Here is a 23,346-nt window from a genome sequence, read left to right as displayed (position 1 = left end):
ACGGCAGCGCCAGGCAATACCTGGCGCCACCTCAACCACTCAGGCCGGGGTCACCTGTTCCGGCTCGGCTGCGTCCGGCAACGGCGGCAGGGCGCGGTCCACCGTCACCGGCGCATCGCTCTTCAACAGCGCGGCCGCCTCCTTGTTGCAGCCCACGGCCGGCGGCGAACCGCGCAGCGGCAGGCCGGCGGTTTCCTTCACGAAGATCATCGTGATCAGGCCGATCACCGCTGCGCCCATCAGGTAGTAGGCCGGCACCAGCGGATCGCCGGTGCGTTCCACCAGCCAGGCGGTCACCAGCGGCGTGGTGCCACCGAACAGCGACACCGACACGTTGAACGCAATGGACAGCGCGCTGTAGCGCACCGGCGTATAGAACAGTGCCGGCAGCGTGGAGGGCATCGAACTGGTGAAGCACACCAGCGCCAGGCCCAGCAGCATCAGCCCGAGGAAGATCAGCCAGTCGTTGCCGCTACCCACCAGCAGCAGGCTCGGCACCGCCAGCACCAGCAGCGCGATGCAGGCGCCGATGATCATCGGGCGCCGGCCCAGCTTGTCGCTGAAAAGGCCACCGACGATGTTCAACGGCATCATCACCAGCATCACGATGATGATCAGCAGCAGACCCTTGCTCTCGGCATACCCCATGGTCACGCTCAGGTAGCTGGGCATGTAGGTCAGCAGCATGTAGTCGGTGACGTTGAACACCAGCACCAGGCCCATGCACACGATCAGCTGGCGACCGTGCACACGCAGCAGCTCACCCAGGCCCGGGCGCTCGTGATCGCGCTTCTCTGCTTCCTCTGCATAGGCGCGGAACGCCGGCGTTTCCTCCAGCCGCATGCGCATGTACAGGCCCAGCAGACCGAGTGGGCCGGCCACCAGGAACGGAATGCGCCAGCCCCAGTCCAGCATCTGCTCGCTGCTCAACAGCATGTGCAGTGCAGTGACCGTACCGGCACCGGCGATGTAGCCGCCCAGCGTGCCGAACTCCAGCCAGCTGCCCATCAGGCCGCGGTTGCGATCGGTGGAGTACTCGGCAATGAACGTTGCCGCGCCGCCATACTCGCCGCCGGTGGAGAACCCTTGCACCACGCGTGCAAGCAGCAGCAGCACCGGCGCCCAGATGCCGATGCGTTCGTATGAGGGAATCAGGCCGATGGCGAAGGTGCCCAATGCCATCATGATCATGGTGAAGGCCAGTACCTTCTGGCGCCCGTAGCGGTCGCCCAAAGGCCCGAAGACCATGCCGCCCAGCGGGCGTACCAGGAAGGCCACGGTGAACGTGGCGAACGCGGCGATCACCTGCGCGGTGGGGTTGCTGGACGGGAAGAACACCTGGCCGATGGTGACGGCAAGATAGCCATAGACACCGAAGTCGAACCATTCCATGGCATTGCCCAGTGCAGCGGCGCCGACGGCGCGCTTGAGCATGGGCTTGTCGACAACGGTGATCTCGTCGACCTTCAGATGGCGGCGGCGTTTGAACCAGCCGAAATGGGCGTGGGCATCGGAGTTGTCCTGCATGGGGACTCCCTTGGAAGAATGGAAATGGAGTGGAATGGGCGGTACGGATGTCCCGAAAGTCGGAAACGGCGATGCTGGCGCAGCAGGCGCAGGGGCATCGAATGGAAGGCCCGGAACGGGGCGAAAGGTGTGTGCAATAAAGGTGTGTGCGATCAAACGCCGCGCACGCAACAAGCATTGCCCGCTGCCAGAACGCGGGACAATCGGATGGGTCCGATTACGTGTCAGACCGCGTCAGTGCACGTGTGGTGGTGGCAGGCGCAGGGGGCAGGCGGGGCAGGGCCCGCAGGCGTCATCCGCCGGGATCCAGCGCGAGGCGATGGAAAGGCGAGGGGGAAGCAATGATGGAAAGCGAAGCGCCGGTCGGCAGTGCTTCCCGCATGCCAGCAACAGGTGCTGACGCGCAGTGGGTCGTGTCGATCATGCGTTCATGATAACGGTTACAGTGTGAGCGTGCCGAGAATCGCACCTGTATGAACGCAGCGTTCCACCTTGCCTGTTCATGCAGATGACCCGCGCACATCAAATGAACATGTTGTGCTCACCTCGCTCACGCCATGCCTTCTACGGTGGTCATGAACCAACGCAAGGAGTAACGCATGACCCGTCGCATTCCCGAAGGTACCCTGGTAATCGTCGCCGATGGTGGCTCGGCCCGCGTGTTCACCAACGTCGGCAGCGAGCAGAAGCTCACCCTGAAACAGGAAGGCGAGCTGCGCCTGCAGGACATCAGCGAGCAGGGTGTGTCCGGACAGGGGCCTTCCGGCGCGGTGCCCAAGGACATGTCGATTTCGCAGCTCAACGAAGCGACCTTCGCCAAGCAGGTGGCCGAACAGCTCAACGAAGATGCGCTCAACAACCGCTACGCGCATCTGGTGCTGATCGCCGATCCCACCACGCTGGGCCGCATCCGTCCTTTGCTGCACAAAGAAACGCAGGCGCGGTTGCTGGTCGACATCGCCAAGGATCTGACCAACGCGCCGCTGGAAGACATCCAGCGCACGCTGCAGGCGTAACCGGCATGCCCTTCATGCGTGATCATGTAGCCGCCGAGCCGGCCCGCGCTGAGGTGGATGCGCAGTCCGGTTGGTTGCTGCTGGAATTCGGCGCGCCGTGGTGCGGCCATTGCCAGGCCGCGCAATCGGCGCTGCAGGCCTTCGTGGATGCGCATGATCTGCCGCACTGGAAAATCGAAGACGGCAAGGGCAAGCCGCTGGGCCGCTCGTTCCAGGTGAAGCTGTGGCCGACGGTGATCCTGTTGCGTGACGGCAAGGAAGTGGCGCGCGTGGTACGGCCGGTGGATGCAGCAGACCTTGCAACGCTGCAGAGCGCGCTGCCGGATTGAAAGCCTCCTCTAGAGCCGAGCCCACGCTCGGCTCGTTCCGGCAGTTGCCGTAGTGCCAAAACACACCGAAAGCACCCAGCCGCGCCCGCAAGGTGAGAAGCCCCTTACCAGCTGTAACTCACACCCACCTGCGCACTGGTCTGGTGGAAGCCGCTGGCCTTCTGCAGCGACAGCCCGCCCCATGCTCCCACACCGTTGCCGAACGTCAGCGACGCACCGGCACTGAACTCGCCACGACGGCGTGGAATGCGTGCGTCTACCTGCTCGTCGTCCATGCGGATCTGCGACTCGGCGCGGGTGTGCAGCCAGTGGGCCGCGATGTATGGCTGTACTTCGGTGGCCCCATCACCCCAACGCGTCGCGCCGGACAGGCGCAGTCCGGCGCGGCCGAACAGACCGTCGGCATCGTCGGTGCTCACCACCGTACCGTTGGCTTCGGTGTGTCGGTGGCTGTGCCAACGGTTGTAGCCCAACTGCAGCTGCGGCTCCACGAAGATGCCAGCATTGCTGGTACCACCCACGCGGTAGGCGTAGCCGGCTTCAACGGTGCCCTGCCATGCACGGGTGCCATAGCGCTCGTCAACCAGCCCCACACCTTCCACGTGATTGCGGAACTGCGCGCGCTGCAGCGAGCCGTCCACGTAGAAGCCCGCATACGGGTCGACGCCGTGGCCGCCGCGCCAGGTGCCGTATACGCCCAGCGCCTCCCCCTCCACCTTGCCACGCGCGTAGTAGCCGGTAAGCGTGTTGGTGGAAGTGCTGCTGGCATTGCCGCTGGCCAGCATCAGGCCCACGCTGCTGCCGGAATCGTGACGCCACACATCGGCACCTACGGTCAGTGACTGGCTGTTGCCGCGGATGACCAGCTGACGGCTGACCGCCTCGAAACCACTGCGTGAACCCTCCACGCGTGCCCACGCACGGCCACCATTCTGGCCAGCCTCGCGCTCGTGGTAGCCGAGGCGGAACATCGTCTGCGCCGCCTGCAGGTTGGCCAGATAGGCGCCGGGTTCGGGGCGCAGCACAGGCGTCGGGGCGATTGGATCAACTGGATCGAGCGGATCTATTGGATCAACCGGATCAACCGGATCAACCGGAGGCGTGCAGCTGTTCGGATCTACGTCGCACGGATCGGGTGTAGGCGGTAGCTGTGAGCGCAGGTACCAGTTGCCATCGCTACCCGTTCCCTTGTGCAGGAAATAGTCGTACTGCCCGCCCACGGCACGGCCAGCCAGGGTGAACGTGCCGTTCGACGCGCCGCCCACCTGAATCAGCTCGATGCCTTGGACGGTCTGCGCACCGGCACCGCCCACATTGTTGACGCGTACATGGGCGGTGCCGCTGGTATCGCCGCCGATGATCAGCTTGTCAGTGGCTGCGCTGTCGCTGGCCAGCACGGTATTGAGGACAATCGTGCCACCGCTGCCGGTGAAATCGCCGAGTATGTTCAAGACGTGGAATGTATCCCCCCGTCCAAGCGCAATCAGGCCATCCTGGTCGAGCCGCAGGCTATCGATGTGGCTGTCGGCAGTCAGTTGCCACCGCGCATCCTGCACAGCAACTGCCCGCGCCTGGTCGATCTGCCCGATCAACGTAGCGCCATCACGCAGGGTGACATCCAGCGCGGCACCTGAGTGGCCCACCAGGTTGCCCACCAGATGAGAGGCAGACACCAACAGGTCCACCTGGGCGCCAGCCTGCGCGCGCAGGAGGGTGCCGCTGCCTGCGCTCAGTGTCGTGCCGCCGCGTAATTCGATTGGAATGACCGCCGAGGCAGCAGGGGTCACCAGGATCGCATCCCCCGCGCTTGCCTTGACCTGGACACCGTCCAGCAGGATGCGGCTGCCTTGAAGATTGGAATCCACGCGCAGTGCCGAAAGGGTTCCGTGGATATGACCGCCATATGCGGCGAGCGAACTGCCGCCCTGTAGCCGTAGACCGATGCCGTTGGAGCCCTCGCCACTCAGGTGACTGTCACGGAGCGTCAGACTGGCGGTCCCAGACAGCGCCACTGCAATGCCATCCGTCGCGAGGACAGAGGTACCCATCACGTGCGCCTGCGCGGTAGTCGCATTGTCGATGATCTGCAGCCCCAGCCTGCGGCCACTGAGGGTGCTGTTGGTGATCTCGGCGCTGCTGTCGGTCATGGTCATCGCGACATCGCCGGCCTGGATGTGGCTGTCGGTGATCCAGGCTTTGCTGTCCATCAGCTTCACCCCGGTACTGGCGAAGTAGTTGGTAGCCTCCACTCGCACATCATCGAGAAAAACCTGTGCGTTGTCAGCGGCGTCCACGCCAATCTGATTGGCGGTCACCGTGGATCGGCTGACATGCACCTCGGTGCTGCTGCGCAGCGCCTCGATGCCCGTGCCCGTTGCAATGATGTCGAGATCTTCCAGATGGCCCACGCTGTAGCGGAAACGCGCAGCAACCGTGCCCCTGCCGAGAGTACCCAACGTTCCACCACGGACTTCGACATGCCCGCGCGTGGCGATCACTTCATTGATGTGGGCATCGGTTGCCTTGAGGCGGGAATCGCTCACGAATGCGATCAGGGCTCGGGATTGGGGTGACAATTCGAGCAGCGCGCCATCGCTGATGAACCAGTCCTCGGCTCGATCACCGGGTTGGACAACATGGCTTGCATCAGGCCCCGATACGGCGCCAGCCAGCGCGTGGGGCGAAGGGATGACGAGCGCGGCCATCAGTGCCATGGGCAGCGTTCGTGCGTGCGGAAAAACTGGCATCGGGCGGATTGCCATGGTGTTGATCTTCTTGAACGGGGGGGGCTTGCCCCAGCCGATGCGCGAGTGGCGCTGCTCGAGCCGATACAGTGTTGAACGCAGGGGCCGCAGGCGCCATGCAATTTGTTGCAAAGAGCGGTGTGCGACGGGCGACCTTTCGTGAAACGGGAAGAAGCGCCTGCCGCGGCCGGACGCAGTTGCCTGCCGGTGTCCCTGACGTCACTCAACCGCACCGCAGCATGCCAGCGCTTCATCCCGGTGCTAGGATCTGATCACCACCTGAATCGATCCAAATGCCGATGCCCACGCTGGACCGTCGTCTCCTGATCGCTGTCGCCGCTACGGCGATGTTCGCCTCCGGCTTGGCTGTGGCCGCCCCGGCCAGGACTGCCGCCGACAAGGCCTATGCCTCGGTCGATCCGTTCATTGGTACCGGCGGCGAAGGGCATACGTACCCCGGCGCGACGGTGCCGTTCGGCATGGTCCAGCTCAGCCCCGATACGCGCATCCAGCCGCGTGAGAAGGCCTACGGCTGGGCGGCCGGCTATCGTTATGACGACAGCAGTATCGTCGGCTTCTCGCACACGCATTTTTCCGGCACCGGTCATTCAGACCTGGGCGACATCCTGCTCATGCCGTTCACCGGCAACCCGGGACTGGAGCGCGGCGACCCCGAAAAACCGCGCAGCGGGTATGCCTCGCGCTTCGGTCATGATACCGAGAAGGCTGAGCCGGGCTATTACGCGGTCACCCTGGACGACTACAAGGTGCGCGCAGAGCTGACCACCAGCGCACGCGTGGGCGTGCATCGCTACGCGTTCCCCAAGGGCACCGACGCCAAGGTGCTGCTGGACATGCGCACCAGCATGTACGACTACCCGGGCAAGATCCTGTGGTCGCGGGTGCGCGTGCGCGGCGATGGCACCGTCACCGGTTTCCGCGAGACCCGCGGCTGGGCCGCTGGCCGCCAGCTGTATTTCGCGATGCGTTTCTCGCGGCCGCTGGCCAGCCACGAACTGCACAACACCGAACAGGACATCGTCTACAAGGGCTTCGCACCCCCCGGCGAGAAGGACCCGACGCAGCGCGCGCAGATCGAGGGGCGGCAGCTGGTAGGCACCTTCGACTTCGGCAAACTGGATGCACCACTGGTGGTGAAGGTGGCGATCTCGCCGGTCAGCGAGGCCGGCGCCATCGCCAACCTTGATGCCGAAGTGGCCGACTTCGATTTCGACCGCGTGCGCGCGCAGGCAAAACAGGAGTGGACGCAGGCGTTGTCGGTGCTGGATATCGACGCGCCGGAGCACGCACGTCGCAGCGCCTACACCGCGCTGTACCACACGCTGCTGGGGCCGACGCTGTTCATGGATGCCGACGGCCAGTACCGTGGCTCCGACAACGCCGTGCACCAGGCCAAGGGCTATACGAATTATTCGACGTTCTCGCTGTGGGATACCTACCGGGCCCTGCATCCGCTGCTGACCCTGGTGCAGCCGGAGAAGCGCAACAGCGATTTCGTCAATTCCATGCTGGCCCATCATGAGCACAGCCCCTACGGGATGCTGCCGGTGTGGTCGTTCCACGGCCTGGAAGACTGGTGCATGATCGGCTACCACGCGGTGCCGGTGATCGCCGATGCCTACGTGAAGGGCATCCGTGGCTTCGACGCCGACAAGGCGCTGAAGGCGATGGTGGAGACCGCCAACTACGGACCGTATGACGGCATCGCGCAGTACCGTGAGCTGGGCTACGTGCCGATCGACGAAGAAGGTGAAGCAGCCAGCAAGACGCTGGAATACGCCTTCGATGACTGGACCATCGCGCGCATGGCGCAGGCGATGGGCAAGACCGATGTGGCGGCGACCTTCGACAAGCGCGCGGGCAACTGGCGCAATGCCTTCGACAAGGACACCGGCTTCATGCGCGCACGCAAGCGCGATGGCAGCTTCCGTACGCCGTTCGACCCCAGCGCCAGTGGCTACGGCACCGACTACACCGAAGGCAATGCCTGGCAGTACTCGTGGTACGTGCCGCAGGATGTGGCAGGCCTTGCAGCAGCGCATGGTGGCAGTGACAAACTGCTGGCACGCCTGGATGAGGTGTTCAACGCCAAGGTCGATCCGGCCATCTTCGAACACATGGAAGACATCACCGGCCTGATCGGCTGGTATGCGCATGGCAACGAGCCCAGCCACCACGTGGCCTACCTGTACTCGTATGCCGGCCAACCGTGGCGCACGCAGGCACGCCTGAAGCAGATCATGGACACCCAGTACGCCGACCGCCCCGATGGCCTGGCCGGCAATGATGACGTTGGCCAGATGTCTGCGTGGTATGTGTTCACCGCGCTGGGCTTCTACCCGGTGGCGCCGGGCTCGGGTGAGTACATCCTCGGCCGCCCGTTCCTGCCCAGGACCGCAATGCGGTTGCCGAACGGCAAGACCTTCACCATCGTGGCCGAAGGCCTGGACGACAAGCACACCTATGTGGGCAGCGTGACCCTCAACGGCAAGCCGTTGCAGCGCACCTTCCTGCGCCATGACGAGATCCTGGCCGGTGGCGAGTTGCATTTCACCATGCAGGCCGAACCGAACAAGGACTGGCCGGGGCAGGGCGCGCAGGCACCGTATTCGATGAGCCCGTGACGCAGCGCCCACCAAGGTGGGCGACTACCGATGTGGCGTGATCTGGTAGATGCCAACCTTGGTTGGCATGCGATCTACACCATCCCACCATTGGCCCGCAGCACCTGGCCATTGATCCAGCCACCATCGGCACCCGCAAGGAACGCCACCGCACCGGCGATGTCTTCCGGCGTACCCAGCCGCTCCAAAGGATTCATCTTCGCCAGCCGTTCAATCAGCTCCGGCGACTTCCCGTCCAGGAACAGATCGGTGGCGGTCGGCCCGGGCGCCACCGTGTTCACGGTGATGCCGCGCCCACGCAGTTCCTTGCTGAGTATCGCACACATGGTTTCCACCGCGGCCTTGCTGGCGGCATACACGCTGTAGTTTTCCAGCTTGATGCCAACCACGCTGGTGGACAGGGTGACGATGCGGCCACCGTCGCGCATGCGCCGCGCGGCCTCGCGCAGCACATTGAATGCCCCCTTGAGGTTGATGCCGATCACGCGGTTGAACAGTGCATCATCGCTGTCGGCCAGCGTGGCCAGTTGCAGCACGCCGGCACTGTTGACCACCACGTCGATGCCACCGAAGCGCGCCTCGATCGCGTCGAACAGGGCATGCACAGCCTGCGGGTCGGCCACATCGGCCTGCAGGGCCACGGCGTGGCCGCCATTGGCGGTCAGTTCGGCAGCCAGTGCCTCGGCCTCGTCGCGGCGGCCGGCATAGTTGATCACCACGGCGTGGCCGTCGGCGGCCAGACGGCGCGAGATGGCAGCGCCGATGCCGCGGGAGCCGCCAGTGACCAGGGCGACAGGAACGGAAGCAGGGGACGTCATGGCAGGTTCCAGAAGGTCGCGCCGGCATGGCGCAAGGCCATCTTCGTCTCTCCGCTGTCGCGGATAATCATGGATAATCCGGAAACATCATCCGGCCAGCCGAACAATGGACCGATTCACCGCCCTGCGTGCCTTCGTCCGGATCGTCGAGCGCCGCAGCTTCAGCCGTGCCGCCGAAGACCTGGGGCTGCCGAGGGCCACCGTAACCGACGCGATCAAGGCATTGGAGCAGCGCCTGGGCGCACGTCTGTTGCACCGGACCACGCGCGTGGTGGTGCCGACGCTGGAAGGTGAGGCGTTCTATGGCCGCTGTCTGCGCCTGATCGCGGACATGGACGATGCCGAAGCCGCGTTCCGTGACGTGTCACCGCGCGGGCCACTGCGCATTGAAGTGCACGGTACGCTGGGGCGTCACCTGCTGTTTCCGCACCTGCCGGATTTCCTGCAGCGTTACCCGGATATCGAACTGGAAGTCAGCGAGGGTGACCGCTATGTCGACCTGCTGCGGGAGGGCGTGGACGGGGCCATCCGCGTGGGCACCCTGGCCGACAGCGACCTGGCCGCGCGGCGCTTGGCGTTGCTGCGCGAGGTCACGGTAGCTTCGCGCGCCTACGTGCAGTCACACGGGCGGCCGGAAAACATCGCTTCGCTGGCGGCGGGACACCAGATGGTCGGCTACCGTTCCAGCGCCACCGGCCAGCTCATTCCGCTGGAGTTCCAGCAGGGTGGGCAGGTTCGCCACGTGCCGCTGCCGGCACGCGTGCGGGTCTCCGGTGCCGACGCCTTCCTCGGTGCCGCGCTGGCCGGGTTGGGCATCATCCAGGCACCGCGCTACCGGATGGACCCTTACATCGCGCGCGGGCAGTTGCTCGAGCTGTTGCCCGAGATGCCACCCACACCGAGCCCGGTCAGCCTGGTCTATCTGCGCAACCGCACGCCATCGCCGCGGCTGCGGGTGTTCATCGACTGGGTGGCGGCAGTGTTCGAGCACGCAGGCTGACGCCGACCTGCCGCTCAACCCAGGCCGGGCAGCGGCGCGTGCGATGACACCAGCTGGCGGTCGCTCAATGCCTGCCAGAACGCGGCGGGAATCGTCGCCGCGGCCAACGCCAGATTCTCGGCGATGCGCTCGGGACGGCTTGCACCGGGAATCGCCGCTGCCACTGCCGGGTGCGCCAGCGAGAACTGCAGCGCGGCGGCGCGCAGGTCCACCTGGTGTTCTGCCGCAACCCCGCGCAACGCCTGTACGCGGGCCAGCACCTCTGGCGTGGCGGTCTGGTATTCGTAATGCGCGCCGCCGGCGAGGACGCCGGAGTTGTACGGCCCGCCGACCACGATGCCGACTCCACGTGCAACGCTGGCCGGCATCAACCGCTGCAGGGCCTCTTCGTGGTCGAGCAGGGTGTAGCGCCCGGCAATCAGGAAACCATCCGGGTCGGCCTGCTGCAGCGCCATTTCGCAGGGCTGCACGCGGTTGACGCCCAGGCCCCAGGCCTTGATGACGCCTTCCTCGCGCAGGCGGGTGAGCGCCACGGCGGCGCCGTCCATCGCCTGGTGGAAGACCTCCTTCCAGGCATCGCCATGGAAGTCACGCGCCGGATCGTGGATCCAGACGATGTCCAGGCGATCGGTACGCAGGCGCTGCAGGCTCTCCTCGATCGCGCGCAGGGTGCCGTCGGCGCTGTAATCGTAGACGATGCGGTTGGGCAGGCCATGCTCGAACAGGCCGCCTTTCTCACCAAGGTCGCGCTGGGTGGTGTCTTCCACCTCGTCCAGCACACGGCGGCCGACCTTGCTGCTCAGTACATAGGCATCACGGTCGTGATGCTGCAGGGCCTCGCCCAGGCGCAGTTCGGCCAGGCCAGCGCCGTACAGCGGCGCGGCATCGAAGTAGCGGATGCCCTGCTGCCAGGCTGCTTCGACGGTATCCAGCGCCTCCTGCTGGGGGATGTTGCGGTACATGTTGCCCAACGGGGCGGTGCCGAAGCCGATGGGCGAGGGAATGGAAAGTCGCATGGGAATCTCGTGGGGAAGGGACAGTCAGTCGTGCGGGGGGCAGCGCCTGCAGCGTGCCCTGCATGCGGTGGAAGCGGCCATCGGTGGCGGTGAACCACGCCAGCGAATGGCCGTGCAGGAAGTCATCGACGTGCACCACGGTGGCACCGTCGGCTTCCTGCCAGGAAATGGCATAGACGCCCTCCGCAACCTGCCGCCACTCGCAGCTGGCTTCGCCGTGGGCACCGGCATAGGCACCGGAGACGATGGCGTAGTGCACGCGATGGCCATCAGCGCTGTAGCGGTTGTCGGCGGCCAGGCCGTCATAGCTGACCCGGAAACGGCGACCGGCGAACATCGGAGGGGTGGCACTCATCGGATCGCCACCGGGTTGATGTTGACCTGGGTGGAGCCGACGTACAGCGGCTGGCCGAGCACGAACAGGAATTCCCAGGCTTTGTCGCGCACAAGCGCGCGGCTGTCGATCAGTTCCAGGTTGTAGATGCCGCGCTTGGCCAGCATGTACTGGTTCACCGGGAACTCTTCGGCGCCGTGCGGGTTGGGGTAGACCTCCGAGGCCCAGGTGTCACCGCCGAAGGCGACGATGCCCTGGTCGGCCAGCCACTTCGCCGCGTCCATGCCGATGCCCGGCTCGACTTCCAGGAACTGCGTGTTGTTCTTGCCGATCAGCTCCAGCCAGCCGGTGTTGAACAGCACCACATCGCCCTTGCGCAGGGTGAGGTGCTGCCGCTTCAGTACGGTCTGGATGTCGGCAACGCTGAACTCGGTACCGCCGGGCACGATGTCCTTGCCGTAGTGCGCGGTCATGTCCAGCACCACGCCGCGTGTGACCAGCGGCGGCACCTTCTCCACGCCCAGCCTGCGCACGCCATCGACACTGACGAAGTCGGCGGCCTTGTTGCCGTTGTAGTAGACATTGTCGATTCCGATGTGGCCGATGCCGTTGAGCTGGGTGCCGACACCGGTCCAGGCGTTCACCAGTTCATCGTTGAAGGTGAATCTGTTCGGGCCCAAAGACTTGCCCGCCTGTTGCCCGACCTGCACGTTGTACAGGCGGAAGCTGCGATGGCGGAAGGCGGGCAGATTCTTGTCCACCGGTACCGCCAGCGGATAGGTCTGGCCGGTCTTCACCAGCGACACCGCTTGCTTGACCACATCGGCGGTGAGCAGGTTGGCCGCGCCGATCTCATCGTTCGCGCCGTATACGGAGGGATACCAGTCCGCAGCGAGAGCGGCGGAGGGCAGAGGGAGCCCGGCCAGTGCGAGCAGGGCCAGAGAGGTAATGTTCATTGCGGGGCTCCAGTGTCGGTCACGCGTGCGCCGCGAACTGCGGCAGCACGTACTCGGCGATTTCGTGGAAGGTCTCGGCCAAAGGCCGTTCGTTGCGGCGGAACTGCAGGCCGATGTGATCGACGCCGGCGGACTGCATCGCCTCCAGTTCGGCCAGCAGCGCGTTGCGGCCGCCGCGCAGGCCGAAGCGCCAACGCTGCAGCGGTGCGTCGGCCTGTTCCAGCAGATCCAGGTGGATGAAGCTGGCATAGGGTTTGCTGCCGGCCACCGCGCGCCATGCCGCCACGCGGTGGGCGTGTTCCTGGGGCGTGCCGGGGTAAGCCAGGCAGCCGTCCATATGCGCGCCGATCCAGGCCGGCTGCTGCTGCGCCAGGCCGGCCACCAGCAGCGGCAGCGCCGGACCACCGGCAGGCAGTACTTCCAGTCCCCGCGGCAGCCGTGCAGCGGTGCCTTCGCGCAGCAGCCCGATCTGCTCGCGGAAACGCGTGCCACGGGTGTCGAAGTCGCGGCCGAACAGCGGATACTCCACCGGCCGGTCGCCGCTGGCAACGCCCAGCAGCAGGCGATCACCACTGAGCTGCTGTACGCTGCGTGCCGACTTCAACGTCAGCAGAGGTTCGCGGATCGGCAGCACCACCGCGCCGGTCCCCAGCAGGATCTCTTCGGTGATGCCGGCCAGGTAGCCGAGATAGGTGAACACTTCGAACACCTGCGCGGCATCGCCGAACGCCGGGTCGTACACCGGCACGTCGCGCACCCACAGCGCACGGAAGCCGAGGCTGTCGGCCAGCCGGGCAAGGTCGGCGTGCTGCTGCAGGTCCGGTTCGCCCGGCAGGCGGCGCGCCGTGCGTCTTGCCTGTTCGCCCAGCGGCGTCCAGTCGTTGTCCAGCGGCGCTTCAATGCCAATGCTGAAGCCGCCCGCCTGCAGTCGTGTCAACGCAGTAGCCATCAGCGCGTGCTCCTCAGTCCCAGGCAGGCGCCAGGCCCGGCGGGTCGACTTCGCGGCCGTTGCGCTCGAGTGCGGCGATCGCAGCCATGTCTTCGGCATCCAGCCGCAGCTCGCGGGCAAGCAGGTTGCTGGCCAGGTTTTCGCGCTTGGTCGAGGAGGGAATGACGGCGTAACCCAGCTGCAGCGCCCAGGCCAGTGCGACCTGGGCCACCGTGGCCTGGTGCTTGTCGGCAATGGCGGCCAGCACCGGGTCCTTCAGTACCTTGCCGTAGGCCAGGGTCATGTAGGAGGTCACCGCGATGCCCTGTTCCTGCAGGAAAGCGGTCAATGCCGGGTTCTGCAGATAGGGGCTGAGTTCGATCTGGTTGGTGGCGATCTGGCCCTGGCCAACGACGGCGATGGCCTGGCGGGTCAGTTCGATGTTGAAGTTGGATACGCCGATCTGCCGGGTCAGGCCCAGCGTCTTCGCTTCGGCCAGTGCGGTCATGTACTCGCGCAGCGCGACCGCGCTGCCCGGTGCCGGCCAGTGGATCAGCAGCAGGTCGACATGGTCGGTGCGCAGCTTGGCCAGGCTCTCGCGCAGGCTCGGCAGCAGTCTGTCGGCGGCATGGTTGTCGACCCAGATCTTGGTGGTGATGAACAGTTCGTCGCGCGGTACACCGGATTCGGCGATTGCCTGGCCGACCTCGGCTTCATTGCCGTAGATCTGCGCGGTGTCGATCGCGCGATAGCCGAGCTCGAGGGCGTTGCGAACTGAATCGATGACGGTCTGGCCGGTCAGGCGGAACGTGCCGACGCCAAAGGAAGGAAGGCTCATGGGAACTCCAGCTGGGTAGGGAGCGGTGTGCTCCGATGGGGGCCAGTCTGGTCGCTTTACATTTGCAGATTAAGCCGTGTATACGGGAAATGCTTTTGCGCGGAGGTAAAGAATGAAAACGACCCTGGATGAGCTGAAGGCGTTTGTCGCCGTGGTCGACAGCGGCTCGATCACCGCCGCCGCCGAGGCGCTGGGACTGACCATCTCGGCCACCAGCCGTACCCTGGCGCGCTTGGAGGACAAGCTGCAGACCACGCTGCTGCGGCGGACCACGCGACGGCTGGAGCTGACCGAAGAGGGCGCGGCGTTCCTGGACTACGCGCGCACGATCCTGGCCACGGTGGACGAAGCCGAGGAACAGATGGCGGCGCGCCGGCAACAACCGGTAGGACGGTTGCGGGTGGATGCAGCCACGCCGTTCATGCTGCACGTGATCGTGCCGCTGCTGGCCGGCTTCCGCGAGCGCTATCCGCAGGTGCAGTTGGAGCTGAACTCCAACGAGGGCATCACCGACCTGATCGAGAAGCGCACCGACGTGGCATTCCGCATCGGCGTGCTGCGCGATTCCACCCTGCATGCGCGGCCGATCGGCCACAGCCGCATCCGCGTGGTCGCCAGCCCGGAGTACCTGCGGCAGTACGGTACGCCCACCCGCATCGCGCAGCTGCGCGCGCACACGCCGCTGGGTTTCACCCACCCGGGTTCACTCAACGAGTGGCCGCTGACCGATGCCGATGGCGGTCCATTGGTGATCCAGCCGGCCATTGCATCTTCCAGCGGAGAAACGCTGCGGCAGATGGCGGTGAACGGGCTGGGCATCGCCTGCCTGTCCGATTTCCTGACCCGCGAGGACCGGCGCGAAGGGCGCCTGGTACAGCTGTTCGCCAAGCAGACCCAGGAGGTCCGCCAGCCGATCAACGCGGTGTACTACCGCAACACCGCGCTGGCCGCGCGCATCACCTGTTTCGTCGATCACGTGACGCAGACGCTGGGTCAACGCCCGTTCGACGAATAGCGTCCTGGCGGCCGGTGCCTTGCGCGGCCCAGGTGCTGGGCGTGCAACCGGCCACGCGCTGGAAGGCCGCCGCGAACTTGCTGGGATTGGCGTAGCCGCAGGCCAGCGCGACCTCGGTGACGCGCTGCCCCTTGGACAGTGCGTACTGCGCCCAGTGCATCCGGCGCTGGGTCAGGTAGGCATACGGTGGCATGCCGGTAGCGGCGCGCAGGGCGCGGCTGAACGTGGTCGGTTCCATGCCGAGTACGTCTGCCAGCGCTGCGACATCCAGCGACTGGGAACGGTGTTCATCGATGAAGTCCTGCAGCTGGCGCAGCTGCCGCGATGGCAGTGGCGCAGGCATACGCGGCCGGGCGGGCGATTGGCCGGCAAGCTGCGCCAGTCGCCGCACCACTACCTCTGCACCGTACTGCAGGAACCCGGGCACGCAGGCGTCAACCTGTGCGCTGGACCATAACGCCTGCAGTACGGAGGCGATGACCGGGTCGCGATGCAGTCGCAGGGAAAGGGAAGGAATGTCCGGGAAGCCGCCAGGCGCATCACGCCACTGCGCGGTATCGATGGCCATTCCCAGCAGCTCCACCGCAGGGCTGGCGTAATGCCCATGATCGCCGGGCAGTACCACGTTGAACTGGCCTGGATTCCACGCCGCCTGCAGAACCCCGGCGCTGGTGCGTTGGTAAAGGTTGCCGCCACCGGCCAGCAGCAGGCCCAGCCGCAGCTGGTGCGGGTGCCCCATGGGGCCTTCGCTGGCCTGGAAGCCATGGCGTAGCAGAACGACCGAGCCATCCTCGCTGGTCACGGTTCCTTCCATGGGCAGGGTGGCTTCCCGGTGCAACTGGTCGGCGAGGGCGGGCATGGCAGGTCCAGGAATGGAGCAGCGCTGACTGCAATGGAGTGGCGGCGGATGCGGAATGTTACATGATAACAGTTTGCGCCAACCGGCCCGCCAGGCGCGTTTCCGTTCCTCATGAGGTTTCCCTTGAAAGCCCCCGTTTCCTCCGTTGCCCTCGTCGCAGCGTCGTTGCTCGTTCCTGCTCTTCCCGCCCACGCGCAGTCCGCCGATGCCACCACCCTCGATGGCGTGGTGGTCACCGGCTCCAAGCGCGATACGCCCTACCTGAAGAGTGACCTGTCGGTGACCGTGCTTGACCGGCAGGCGCTGAAAGAAGCCGGTGTCACCGAGTTCCGTGACCTGGACAAGCTGGCCCCCAATGTGAAGTTCAACGTGATGGGCCAGCTGAGCAACATGTTCATTTCCATCCGCGGCATCGAATCCAATCCTTTCCTGGTCAACCGCGCGTCGGTCTACATCGATGGCATTCCGTTCCGCGAGCTGAGCAACGCGGTACTCAACCAGGTCGAATCGGTTGAGGTGCTGCGGGGGCCGCAGGGAACCCTGTACGGCGCCAACAGCGAGTCGGGGCTGGTGCTGGTGCGAACGCGTGGCCCGGCCGATACCCGCGAGGGCGAGTTGAACGTGCGCAGCACCTGGTTCGGCAACGGCAACGGTACGGCCGTGGATGGCTTCCTGGCAGGCCCGCTGAGCAAGGACGGCACGCTGTCGGGGTCGGTGGCGTTCATGGGCTCCGATGAGGATGCCCACCTGAAGAACCTGACCCCGTATGGCGCGCGCGGCGAAGTGAAAGAGGGTTACCTGCAGGGCAAGCTGCGCTGGCGGCCCAGCGATTACGTGACCGTCAACGCCTTGGCCTATCACCTGCGCACGCGCGCACCGGGCATGTTCGAGTACGAGTACCTGCCGCTGGATACCGGCCTGTACAACCGCACCTATGGCGAGCGCCTCAATGGTGGCCGCCACGCAGGTGACTTCACCTACATCAACGACGCGCCCAAGCGCACCGAAAAGGACGAGACCGTTGCAGGTCTGAGCGCGCAGTGGCAACTGCAGGCAGGCACCCTGGATGTTGCCGCCTCGTACCGCAGCGAGGAAACCACCTCGGCCGGCTACGACTTCGACATGACGGCCAGCTCCGCGCTGGCCGGTTACATCTACGACAAGAAGAATGCATGGAATGCCGAGGCGCGCTTCAGCTCGCCCAGCGATCAGGCGCTGACCTGGATGGCCGGTGTGTCAACCTATCGCATCGACAAGGATTCGATCCAGGGCACCTTCGTCGGCCCGGCGCTGCGCGGGCTGGACAGTTACAACCTGGCGCCGCGGCAGACCTCCAAGGGTGAGGACTACAGTGTTTTCGCGACCGCCAGCTACACGCTGCCGGCACTGCCGAAGCTGACTGCCAGCCTCGGCATCCGCCACGAGCAGGCCCGCCGTTCCACCGAGCAGCGTGCCGGATTCCTCGACCTGGGTGCGGGGGGCCTGGTGCGCTACCGCGACGCCGCCCTGGCGCATACGTTCTCGGCGACGTTGCCGCGCGTCTCGCTGCGCTATGACGCCAGTGATGACCTCTCGTTCTATGCGGCCTCGGCCAAGGGCTACATCCCCGGTGGCTTCAACCTGGCCGCCGCGCAGAGCGATGTGATCAACGACAAGGTGCTCCGCTACGAATCCGAACGCATGTGGAGCCATGAAGTGGGCTTCAAGATGAACCTGGCGGGCGGCCGTGGCCATATCGGCGGCGCGCTGTTCCATATCAGCTCGGACAACTGGCAGGAAATCCAGGTGGCCACCGATGCCAACGGCCGGCCGATCTCCTCCGACTACGTGGGCTCGGATGCCTCGATACGCTCGCGTGGTGCAGAGCTGGAAGGCGTGTTTGAAGTCGCGCCCGGGTTCACGGTGATGGCCAATGTCGGCTATGTCGATGCGACGTACACCAAGCTGTGGGTGAGCCCGCAGGAGAACCTGAACGGCAAGCGGGTCAAGCTGACGCCGCACTACACCGGCTACCTGGCGGCGCGGTATCAGTTCGATTCCGGCATCTATGCCCGGGTGGAATCGCAGTTCACCGGTTCCAGCGCGCTGGACGAGCGCAACCGCGCGTTCCAGCCGGCCGTGGCCGTGCTGGGCGTGCAACTGGGTTACGAGCAGGGCCCGTGGAGCACGCGCGTGTTCGTGCAGAACCTGACCGACAAGCGCCGCATCAACGGCCTGATCTTCGACAACCTGGCCTTCGGCCGCGATGGCAACTACTACGGGCCGGTGGACAGCCCGCGCATTGTCGGTGCCGAGGTCGGCTACCGGTTCTGAAGGGTCATCAGCCGGCGGACCGCAGGGCCCGCCGGTTGCGCAGATGTGCGATGGCCAGCATCACCCCACCGCAGGCGGTGGCAGCGCCATGCCAGAGCAGCGATTCCTTCAATGGCAGGTACAGCGAGGCGGACAGCAGCAGGATCGCGCCTGCCATGGCCACGCACAGCGGCACGGCGCGTCGATGGCGGCGCTGGCCGGCGGCGGTGCTGAGCAGAGCGATTGTCGAGGCCAGCAGGGCGAACAGCCATTCCCAGCGCGACATCACCAGCAGCGCGGTCATCACCCCGTGGCCAGGGTGCTGGAACGAGCGCAGCGCCATCATCGCCGCAGGCGTGAACGCCAGCAGCAAGGGCAGGGCCACGCAATGCGCGGCACAGGCCAGCGACAGCCAGGCGCCTGCCAGATCGAAGCGGGGATGCCAGCGTGCCGAAGCTGGCGGCTGGGCGCGGGCCCTTGCGGGCGAGGTCGGGATGTGGTCCATAATGTTACATAGTAACAATACGGAGTCGCCCCATGAAACGTTCTGCCGTCCTTCTACTGCTGCTTGCTGCCCATTCTGCGAATGCCCACGACGTGCGCCATCACGATGCACATGTCCACGGCCAGGCCGATGTCGATCTGGCCGTGGACCAGGGAACGCTGGAACTGGCACTGCGTGCGCCGGGCATCGGCATCCTCGATTTCGAACGACCACCTGCCGACAGCCGCGAACAGGCCGCATTGGCGCGGGCGCGATCGATCCTGCAGAGCGGTAGCTGGGTCACGTTGCCGAGCGCTGCACAGTGCCGGCTGGACCATGCCGAGGCCACTGCGGAGGGTTTTGCACCCGTGGCAGTGGCAACGCCGCCAGGCCAGCACACGCACGCCGGATTCACCGTAGCACTGCGCTACCACTGCGCCAACCCGGCGGCATTGCGTGGGCTGGCATTGCCGTTGCCGACGCTGTTTCCGGGTCTGCATGAGGTGATCGTCAATACCGCAACGTCGACCGGGCAAGGCCGCAGCGTAGTGACTGCCGACAGCCTGCGGGTGCCGTTGGCGCCATGAACGAGGCCGCCATCATCGACCTGCAGGACGTGCAGTTCAGCTATGCAGGGCGCGCGGTGCTGGACATCGCACAGTTGCAGGTTCGCGCGGGCAGCAGCGTGCTGCTGCGCGGCACCAGCGGCTCGGGCAAGAGCACGCTGCTGGGCCTGCTGGCAGGCATCCTGCTGCCGGGCCGCGGCAGTATCCGTGTCGCCGGCCACGCGGTGAACACGCTCGGTGCCGCCGCGCGCGATCGTTTCCGCGCCGACCAGCTGGGCGTGATCTTCCAGCAATTCAACCTGCTGCCGTTCCTGAGCGTGCGCAACAACATCGCCCTGGGCGTGCGCTTCTCGCCGTTGCGCAATGCGCGCATCGACGGTGGGCTGGATGCCGAGATCGCGCGCCTGCTGCGCGCGCTGCAGCTGGACCCGGCACTGATGCCGCGTGCGGCGGGCACGCTCAGCGTCGGCCAGCAGCAGCGCGTTGCCGCTGCCCGTGCCTTGATCGGCCGCCCAGCGGTACTGCTGGCCGACGAACCGACCTCGGCGCTGGACCCCGACGCGGCCACGGCCTTCCTGCAGCTGATGTCCGCGCAGTGCCGCGCCGCCGGTACCACCGCGCTGGTGGTCAGCCACGATGACCGCCTGCAGCCGCTGTTCGACCAGGTGCTGTCGCTGGGTGATCTGAACCGGGCAGGGGGTGCACATGTTTGAGTTGGCCTGGGCCAGCCTGCGCAGCCGCGCCTTGAGCGTGAGCCTGACCGTGCTGGTCATCACTCTGAGCGTCGTCCTGCTGCTGGGGGTGGAACGCATCCGCACGCAGGCCCACGAGGGCTTTGCCAGCACCGTCTCGGGCACGGACCTGATCGTGGGCGCGCGCTCGGGGCCGGTGAACCTGCTGCTGTATTCGGTGTTCCATATCGGCGACCCGACCAACAACGTGTCCTGGCAGTCCTACCAGGAACTGTCCGCGCTACCGCAGGTGAAATGGGCAGTGCCGCTGTCATTGGGCGATTCCTGGCGTGGCTATCGGGTGATCGGCACCACTGCCGGATACTTTGAACATTACCGGCATGGCGCAGGGCATCCGCTGGCATTCGCACAGGGCAAGCCGTTCGACGACCTGTATGACGCGGTGGTTGGTGCTGAAGTGGCACAGGCGGCGCACATCGGCGTGGGCGCTGACATCGTGCTGGCCCATGGCACCGGTGCGGTAACCCTGGCCACGCATGCGGACAAGCCGTTCCGTGTGGTCGGCATCCTGCAGCGGACGGGCACGCCGGTGGATTCTTCCGTGCTGGTGTCACTGCCAGCGATCGAGGCGATCCATGTCGACTGGCGTTCCGGCGTGCAGCTTCGCAGCCAGCATGTCAGCGCCGAACAGGCACGCCAGCTCGACCTGACCCCGACCAGCATCACCGCCTTCATGCTGGGCCTGAACTCGCGCATCGCAACGTTCGGCGTGCAGCGCAGCATCAACGAGTATTCAGACGAAGCGCTGCAGGCGATCCTGCCCGGCGTGACCCTGCAGCAGCTCTGGCAGTCGCTGGGGACCGCCGAGCGCGCGTTGCAGTTGATCAGTGCGATGGTGGTGCTGCTGGGCATGGTTTCGCTGATGGCGCTGCTGGTATCGACGCTGCAGGAGCGCCGCCGCGAGATGGCGGTGCTGCGTGCTACCGGTGCGCGTCCGGCCTATGTCGCCTGCCTGCTGGTGGTTGAAGCCGTGGCCACCGCGACGATGGCCTGCGCGTTGGCGCTGGCGGTGCTGACCTGCGCCAGCGTGGTGGGGCGCAGCTGGGCGCTGGCCAATTTCGGTCTGTCGATCACCCACGTCTGGCCGGACGCGCGCGAACTGGCCTGGGTGGGCGGCGTGCTGCTGATCAGCGCGGTCGCAGGCCTGCTGCCTGCGCTGCTGGCCTACCGGCGCACCCTGGCCGATGGCCTGGCGCCTGCGTCATGAGCATGGGCGTCCGCGGGTTGCTGCTGGCTGCGGCAATGCTGCTGGTCGCCTGCACGCGGCCGACCGATACCGGTATGCAGGCACTGCCGCCGTCGCCGGTGCAAGACAGTGCCCGTGCCGAGAGCGAGCAGGAACTGGACTGGTTGCAGATGCTGCCGGGCGATGAACTGGCAGCACTGGAGCGCGGTGAGGGGCCGGAGGTGCAGCACAGCGGCAACCGGCGCATGGCCCAGTTCGGTACCTTCCGTACCGTGGACGCGGTACTGGATCGCGCGGTGCGGTTGCCGGGCTATGTCGTGCCCTTGGCCAATGCCGCAGATGGTCGACTGCTCGAATTCCTGTTCGTGCCGTACTACGGCGCGTGCATCCACGTGCCACCGCCGCCACCGAACCAGATCGTGCACGTGGTGCTGCCGCGGCCGATTGCCATGCCCGACATGTACTCGCCGTTCTTCCTGGCCGGCGTGCTGCGTGCCGAGCGGGTGGACGATGATCTTGCAGGCTCGGCCTACAGCATGGCCGGCGCCGAATTGAGGCCTTATGAACCGTAGCGCGAAGGTGTTTGCCGCTGTGTTTGCCGCTGTCCTGCTGGCGGGTTGTGGCCGGCCCGCCGTGGAGACCCCGCCACAGGCCAGCAACGCTGCCGCTCCGCCAGCGGCGCCGTCTGCAGTGATCGATCGCTGGGACGCGCTGATGCCCGGGGAGGACAGCTTCCAGCGTCCACCGCCGCAGATCGGGCTGTCGCGTGGTAACGGTTTGGATGGGGTAGGCGGATTGATCGACGACACCGGTTCGGGCTCGCTGCCGGGGCAGGCCATCGATCATTCCAGCCCTCTGCGCGCGCAGCAGTTCGGCTCGTCGGCGGTGGTCGATGGCGTTGATGGACGGGCGTTGGACCTGGATGGCTATGTGGTGCCGCTGGCGATGAACGACGCCGGGCAGGTGGACGAACTGCTGTTCGTGCCGTTCTATGGCGCGTGCATCCACGTACCGCCGCCACCGCCGAACCAGATCATCCATGTGACCCTGGCCACTCCGATCACGATGGGCGCGTTGTGGGATCCCTACCGGCTGTCAGGGCGCCTGCAGGTGAAGCACTTCGAGGCGGATATCGCCAGCGCGTCCTATGACGCAGCCGCGGCGACGCTTTCCGCGATCACCCGATGACCAGGCTCCGCGCACGCACCGTCGCGCTGCTGATGGTGGTGCTGCTGCTGGCAGGGACCGGCGTGGCGCTGCTGTGGAACGCAACGCACGCGCCCTCGCCACCGGCAGTGGCATTTCCCGCACCGGCGGCGGAAGCGCAGGCACGCATCGAACATCACATGGCTGCCGACAAGGCCTTTCGTGATGACCTGCTGTTCCTGCTGGTGGCGACGCTGCGCGACCGTTGCGAACCGGCGCAGGCGGGAGTGCTGGCACGCATGGCCAATCGTGCGTCGCTGCCGGTGTTGGCGGCGGTCAGCACCGTGACCACGCAGGATGCGAGCCTGGACCGGCCGATCTACCAGTACATCCAGCACCGCGCCGATGCCACCGGCTGCGGCCAGCCACTGCGCCTGCCGGCAGGCGATGGCGGCAGTGTCGAGGTGGATATCGAACAGTACGCACGCACCTTCCCGGACAGCTACTTCGATCCACAGCGCAGCAGTGCGCCACGTGACTTCGGCGGGCGCCCGCTGCCAGAACGCGCCGGCAACGCCTGCAACAGCGTGGTCTATTCGGTGCTGCCGCTGGGAGGGGTGGATTGGCGCTGCAGCACGCTGCGCAGCAACGCCCGTGCGCGGGTGCGCGCGTTGTGCGAAGACGAGATGCAGCGGCAGCACGGCCATCTGCGTGGCGAGCTGGATGCCGCGGTGGGACAGGCCATGCAGGACCCGATCGTGCAGGCGGTCGCGGCATTGCCCGCAGAGTGCAGGTAAGCCAGGGCCTCTCGGCAGCGGGTATCGCACCTCCCGGAAGCTGAATGGGGTTCGCTGGGACGCCCATAACTATACAGGACGTCCTGTATAGTTATGGG

21 protein-coding genes and 1 pseudogene are annotated in these 23,346 nt (G+C 66.1%); 12 read left to right on the top strand and 10 right to left on the bottom strand.

Annotation, left to right across the window (positions count from 1 at the left end; all coding sequences use genetic code 11):
• Positions 1-39: 39 nt before the first annotated feature.
• Positions 40-1,527: a glycine betaine/L-proline transporter ProP gene (gene proP / locus ACQ5SA_RS02270; RefSeq protein WP_108267459.1), complete on the bottom strand. Its 1,488-nt coding sequence runs from the start codon at positions 1,525-1,527 to the stop codon at positions 40-42.
• A gap of 599 nt (positions 1,528-2,126) precedes the next feature.
• Between proP and ACQ5SA_RS02265 the strand changes: the two genes are divergently transcribed.
• Together ACQ5SA_RS02265 and ACQ5SA_RS02260 are read left to right on the top strand one after the other, a co-directional pair.
• Positions 2,127-2,543 (top strand): baeRF12 domain-containing protein, encoded by a 417-nt coding sequence (locus ACQ5SA_RS02265; RefSeq protein ID WP_089235798.1) that lies wholly within the window; start codon positions 2,127-2,129, stop codon positions 2,541-2,543.
• 5 nt (positions 2,544-2,548) lie between these two features.
• Positions 2,549-2,872, top strand: coding sequence for a thioredoxin family protein (locus ACQ5SA_RS02260; RefSeq protein WP_499312410.1), 324 nt, complete (start codon positions 2,549-2,551; stop codon positions 2,870-2,872).
• Positions 2,873-2,976: 104 nt separating this feature from the next.
• On the opposite strand, the gene ACQ5SA_RS02255 is transcribed toward ACQ5SA_RS02260, so the two are convergent.
• Positions 2,977-5,415: an autotransporter family protein gene (locus tag ACQ5SA_RS02255; RefSeq protein WP_499312408.1), complete on the bottom strand. Its 2,439-nt coding sequence runs from the start codon at positions 5,413-5,415 to the stop codon at positions 2,977-2,979.
• A gap of 494 nt (positions 5,416-5,909) precedes the next feature.
• On the opposite strand from ACQ5SA_RS02255, the gene ACQ5SA_RS02250 reads away from it, so the two are divergent.
• Positions 5,910-8,261, top strand: a complete 2,352-nt coding sequence (locus tag ACQ5SA_RS02250; RefSeq protein ID WP_499312406.1) for a GH92 family glycosyl hydrolase — start codon at positions 5,910-5,912, stop codon at positions 8,259-8,261.
• 74 nt (positions 8,262-8,335) lie between these two features.
• On the opposite strand, the gene ACQ5SA_RS02245 is transcribed toward ACQ5SA_RS02250, so the two are convergent.
• Positions 8,336-9,079, bottom strand: coding sequence for an SDR family oxidoreductase (locus tag ACQ5SA_RS02245; protein WP_499312405.1), 744 nt, complete (start codon positions 9,077-9,079; stop codon positions 8,336-8,338).
• A 106-nt stretch (positions 9,080-9,185) separates the two neighbouring features.
• On the opposite strand from ACQ5SA_RS02245, the gene ACQ5SA_RS02240 reads away from it, so the two are divergent.
• Entirely contained in the window at positions 9,186-10,079 is an 894-nt protein-coding gene (locus tag ACQ5SA_RS02240) for a LysR family transcriptional regulator (protein ID WP_499312403.1), read from the top strand.
• Between the two features lie 14 nt (positions 10,080-10,093).
• On the opposite strand, the gene ACQ5SA_RS02235 is transcribed toward ACQ5SA_RS02240, so the two are convergent.
• The 5 genes and pseudogenes from ACQ5SA_RS02235 to dkgB form a co-directional block, all read right to left on the bottom strand.
• On the bottom strand, positions 10,094-11,095 hold the full coding sequence (locus ACQ5SA_RS02235; RefSeq protein WP_499312401.1) for an aldo/keto reductase: 1,002 nt from the start codon (positions 11,093-11,095) through the stop codon (positions 10,094-10,096).
• A gap of 61 nt (positions 11,096-11,156) precedes the next feature.
• Positions 11,157-11,432, bottom strand: a pseudogene (locus ACQ5SA_RS02230) (MoaF-related domain-containing protein); the annotation flags it as partial.
• A gap of 14 nt (positions 11,433-11,446) precedes the next feature.
• On the bottom strand, positions 11,447-12,385 hold the full coding sequence (locus ACQ5SA_RS02225; protein ID WP_499312399.1) for a cyclase family protein: 939 nt from the start codon (positions 12,383-12,385) through the stop codon (positions 11,447-11,449).
• A 19-nt stretch (positions 12,386-12,404) separates the two neighbouring features.
• A complete protein-coding gene (locus tag ACQ5SA_RS02220; RefSeq protein WP_499312397.1) occupies positions 12,405-13,334 on the bottom strand; it encodes a TIGR03571 family LLM class oxidoreductase in 930 nt (309 codons plus the stop codon).
• A gap of 13 nt (positions 13,335-13,347) precedes the next feature.
• The gene (dkgB, locus tag ACQ5SA_RS02215; RefSeq protein WP_499312394.1) at positions 13,348-14,151 is read right to left on the bottom strand and encodes a 2,5-didehydrogluconate reductase DkgB; all 804 of its coding nucleotides are present in this window, start codon (positions 14,149-14,151) and stop codon (positions 13,348-13,350) included.
• Between the two features lie 112 nt (positions 14,152-14,263).
• Here dkgB and ACQ5SA_RS02210 point away from each other — a divergent pair, with 112 nt between their 5' ends.
• Positions 14,264-15,166: a LysR substrate-binding domain-containing protein gene (locus ACQ5SA_RS02210; RefSeq protein WP_499312393.1), complete on the top strand. Its 903-nt coding sequence runs from the start codon at positions 14,264-14,266 to the stop codon at positions 15,164-15,166.
• Here the strand turns inward: ACQ5SA_RS02210 and ACQ5SA_RS02205 are convergent.
• Entirely contained in the window at positions 15,108-16,025 is a 918-nt protein-coding gene (locus ACQ5SA_RS02205; RefSeq protein WP_499312391.1) for a helix-turn-helix domain-containing protein, read from the bottom strand. The two genes, ACQ5SA_RS02210 and ACQ5SA_RS02205, sit on opposite strands and share 59 nt — an antisense overlap.
• Before the next feature lie 123 nt (positions 16,026-16,148).
• Between ACQ5SA_RS02205 and ACQ5SA_RS02200 the strand changes: the two genes are divergently transcribed.
• Positions 16,149-18,338, top strand: coding sequence for a TonB-dependent receptor (locus ACQ5SA_RS02200; RefSeq protein WP_499312389.1), 2,190 nt, complete (start codon positions 16,149-16,151; stop codon positions 18,336-18,338).
• A gap of 7 nt (positions 18,339-18,345) precedes the next feature.
• On the opposite strand, the gene ACQ5SA_RS02195 is transcribed toward ACQ5SA_RS02200, so the two are convergent.
• Complete coding sequence (locus ACQ5SA_RS02195; RefSeq protein ID WP_499312387.1) at positions 18,346-18,822, bottom strand: MerC domain-containing protein; 477 nt, start codon at positions 18,820-18,822, stop codon at positions 18,346-18,348.
• A 32-nt stretch (positions 18,823-18,854) separates the two neighbouring features.
• On the opposite strand from ACQ5SA_RS02195, the gene ACQ5SA_RS02190 reads away from it, so the two are divergent.
• Genes ACQ5SA_RS02190 through ACQ5SA_RS02165 form a run of 6 tightly spaced genes read left to right on the top strand, consistent with a single transcriptional unit; the run spans position 18,855 to position 23,248 of the window.
• Positions 18,855-19,388: a ZrgA family zinc uptake protein gene (locus ACQ5SA_RS02190; RefSeq protein ID WP_499312386.1), complete on the top strand. Its 534-nt coding sequence runs from the start codon at positions 18,855-18,857 to the stop codon at positions 19,386-19,388.
• Positions 19,385-20,080, top strand: coding sequence for an ATP-binding cassette domain-containing protein (locus ACQ5SA_RS02185; protein WP_499312384.1), 696 nt, complete (start codon positions 19,385-19,387; stop codon positions 20,078-20,080). The genes ACQ5SA_RS02190 and ACQ5SA_RS02185 overlap by 4 nt, the downstream gene beginning before the upstream one ends.
• On the top strand, positions 20,073-21,326 hold the full coding sequence (locus tag ACQ5SA_RS02180; protein WP_108265243.1) for an ABC transporter permease: 1,254 nt from the start codon (positions 20,073-20,075) through the stop codon (positions 21,324-21,326). Before ACQ5SA_RS02185 ends, ACQ5SA_RS02180 begins: the two co-directional genes overlap by 8 nt.
• Before the next feature lie 2 nt (positions 21,327-21,328).
• On the top strand, positions 21,329-21,877 hold the full coding sequence (locus ACQ5SA_RS02175) for a DUF3299 domain-containing protein (RefSeq protein WP_229979219.1): 549 nt from the start codon (positions 21,329-21,331) through the stop codon (positions 21,875-21,877).
• Positions 21,867-22,493, top strand: coding sequence for a DUF3299 domain-containing protein (locus ACQ5SA_RS02170; protein WP_499312382.1), 627 nt, complete (start codon positions 21,867-21,869; stop codon positions 22,491-22,493). Before ACQ5SA_RS02175 ends, ACQ5SA_RS02170 begins: the two co-directional genes overlap by 11 nt.
• A gap of 32 nt (positions 22,494-22,525) precedes the next feature.
• Positions 22,526-23,248, top strand: a complete 723-nt coding sequence (locus tag ACQ5SA_RS02165; protein WP_499313279.1) for a hypothetical protein — start codon at positions 22,526-22,528, stop codon at positions 23,246-23,248.
• Positions 23,249-23,346: the final 98 nt, after the last annotated feature.

It is taken from the genome of Stenotrophomonas indicatrix (genome assembly GCF_050573115.1).
Classification (GTDB): domain Bacteria; phylum Pseudomonadota; class Gammaproteobacteria; order Xanthomonadales; family Xanthomonadaceae; genus Stenotrophomonas; species Stenotrophomonas lactitubi_A.
This window is presented reverse-complemented; position numbering and strand designations above follow the sequence as displayed.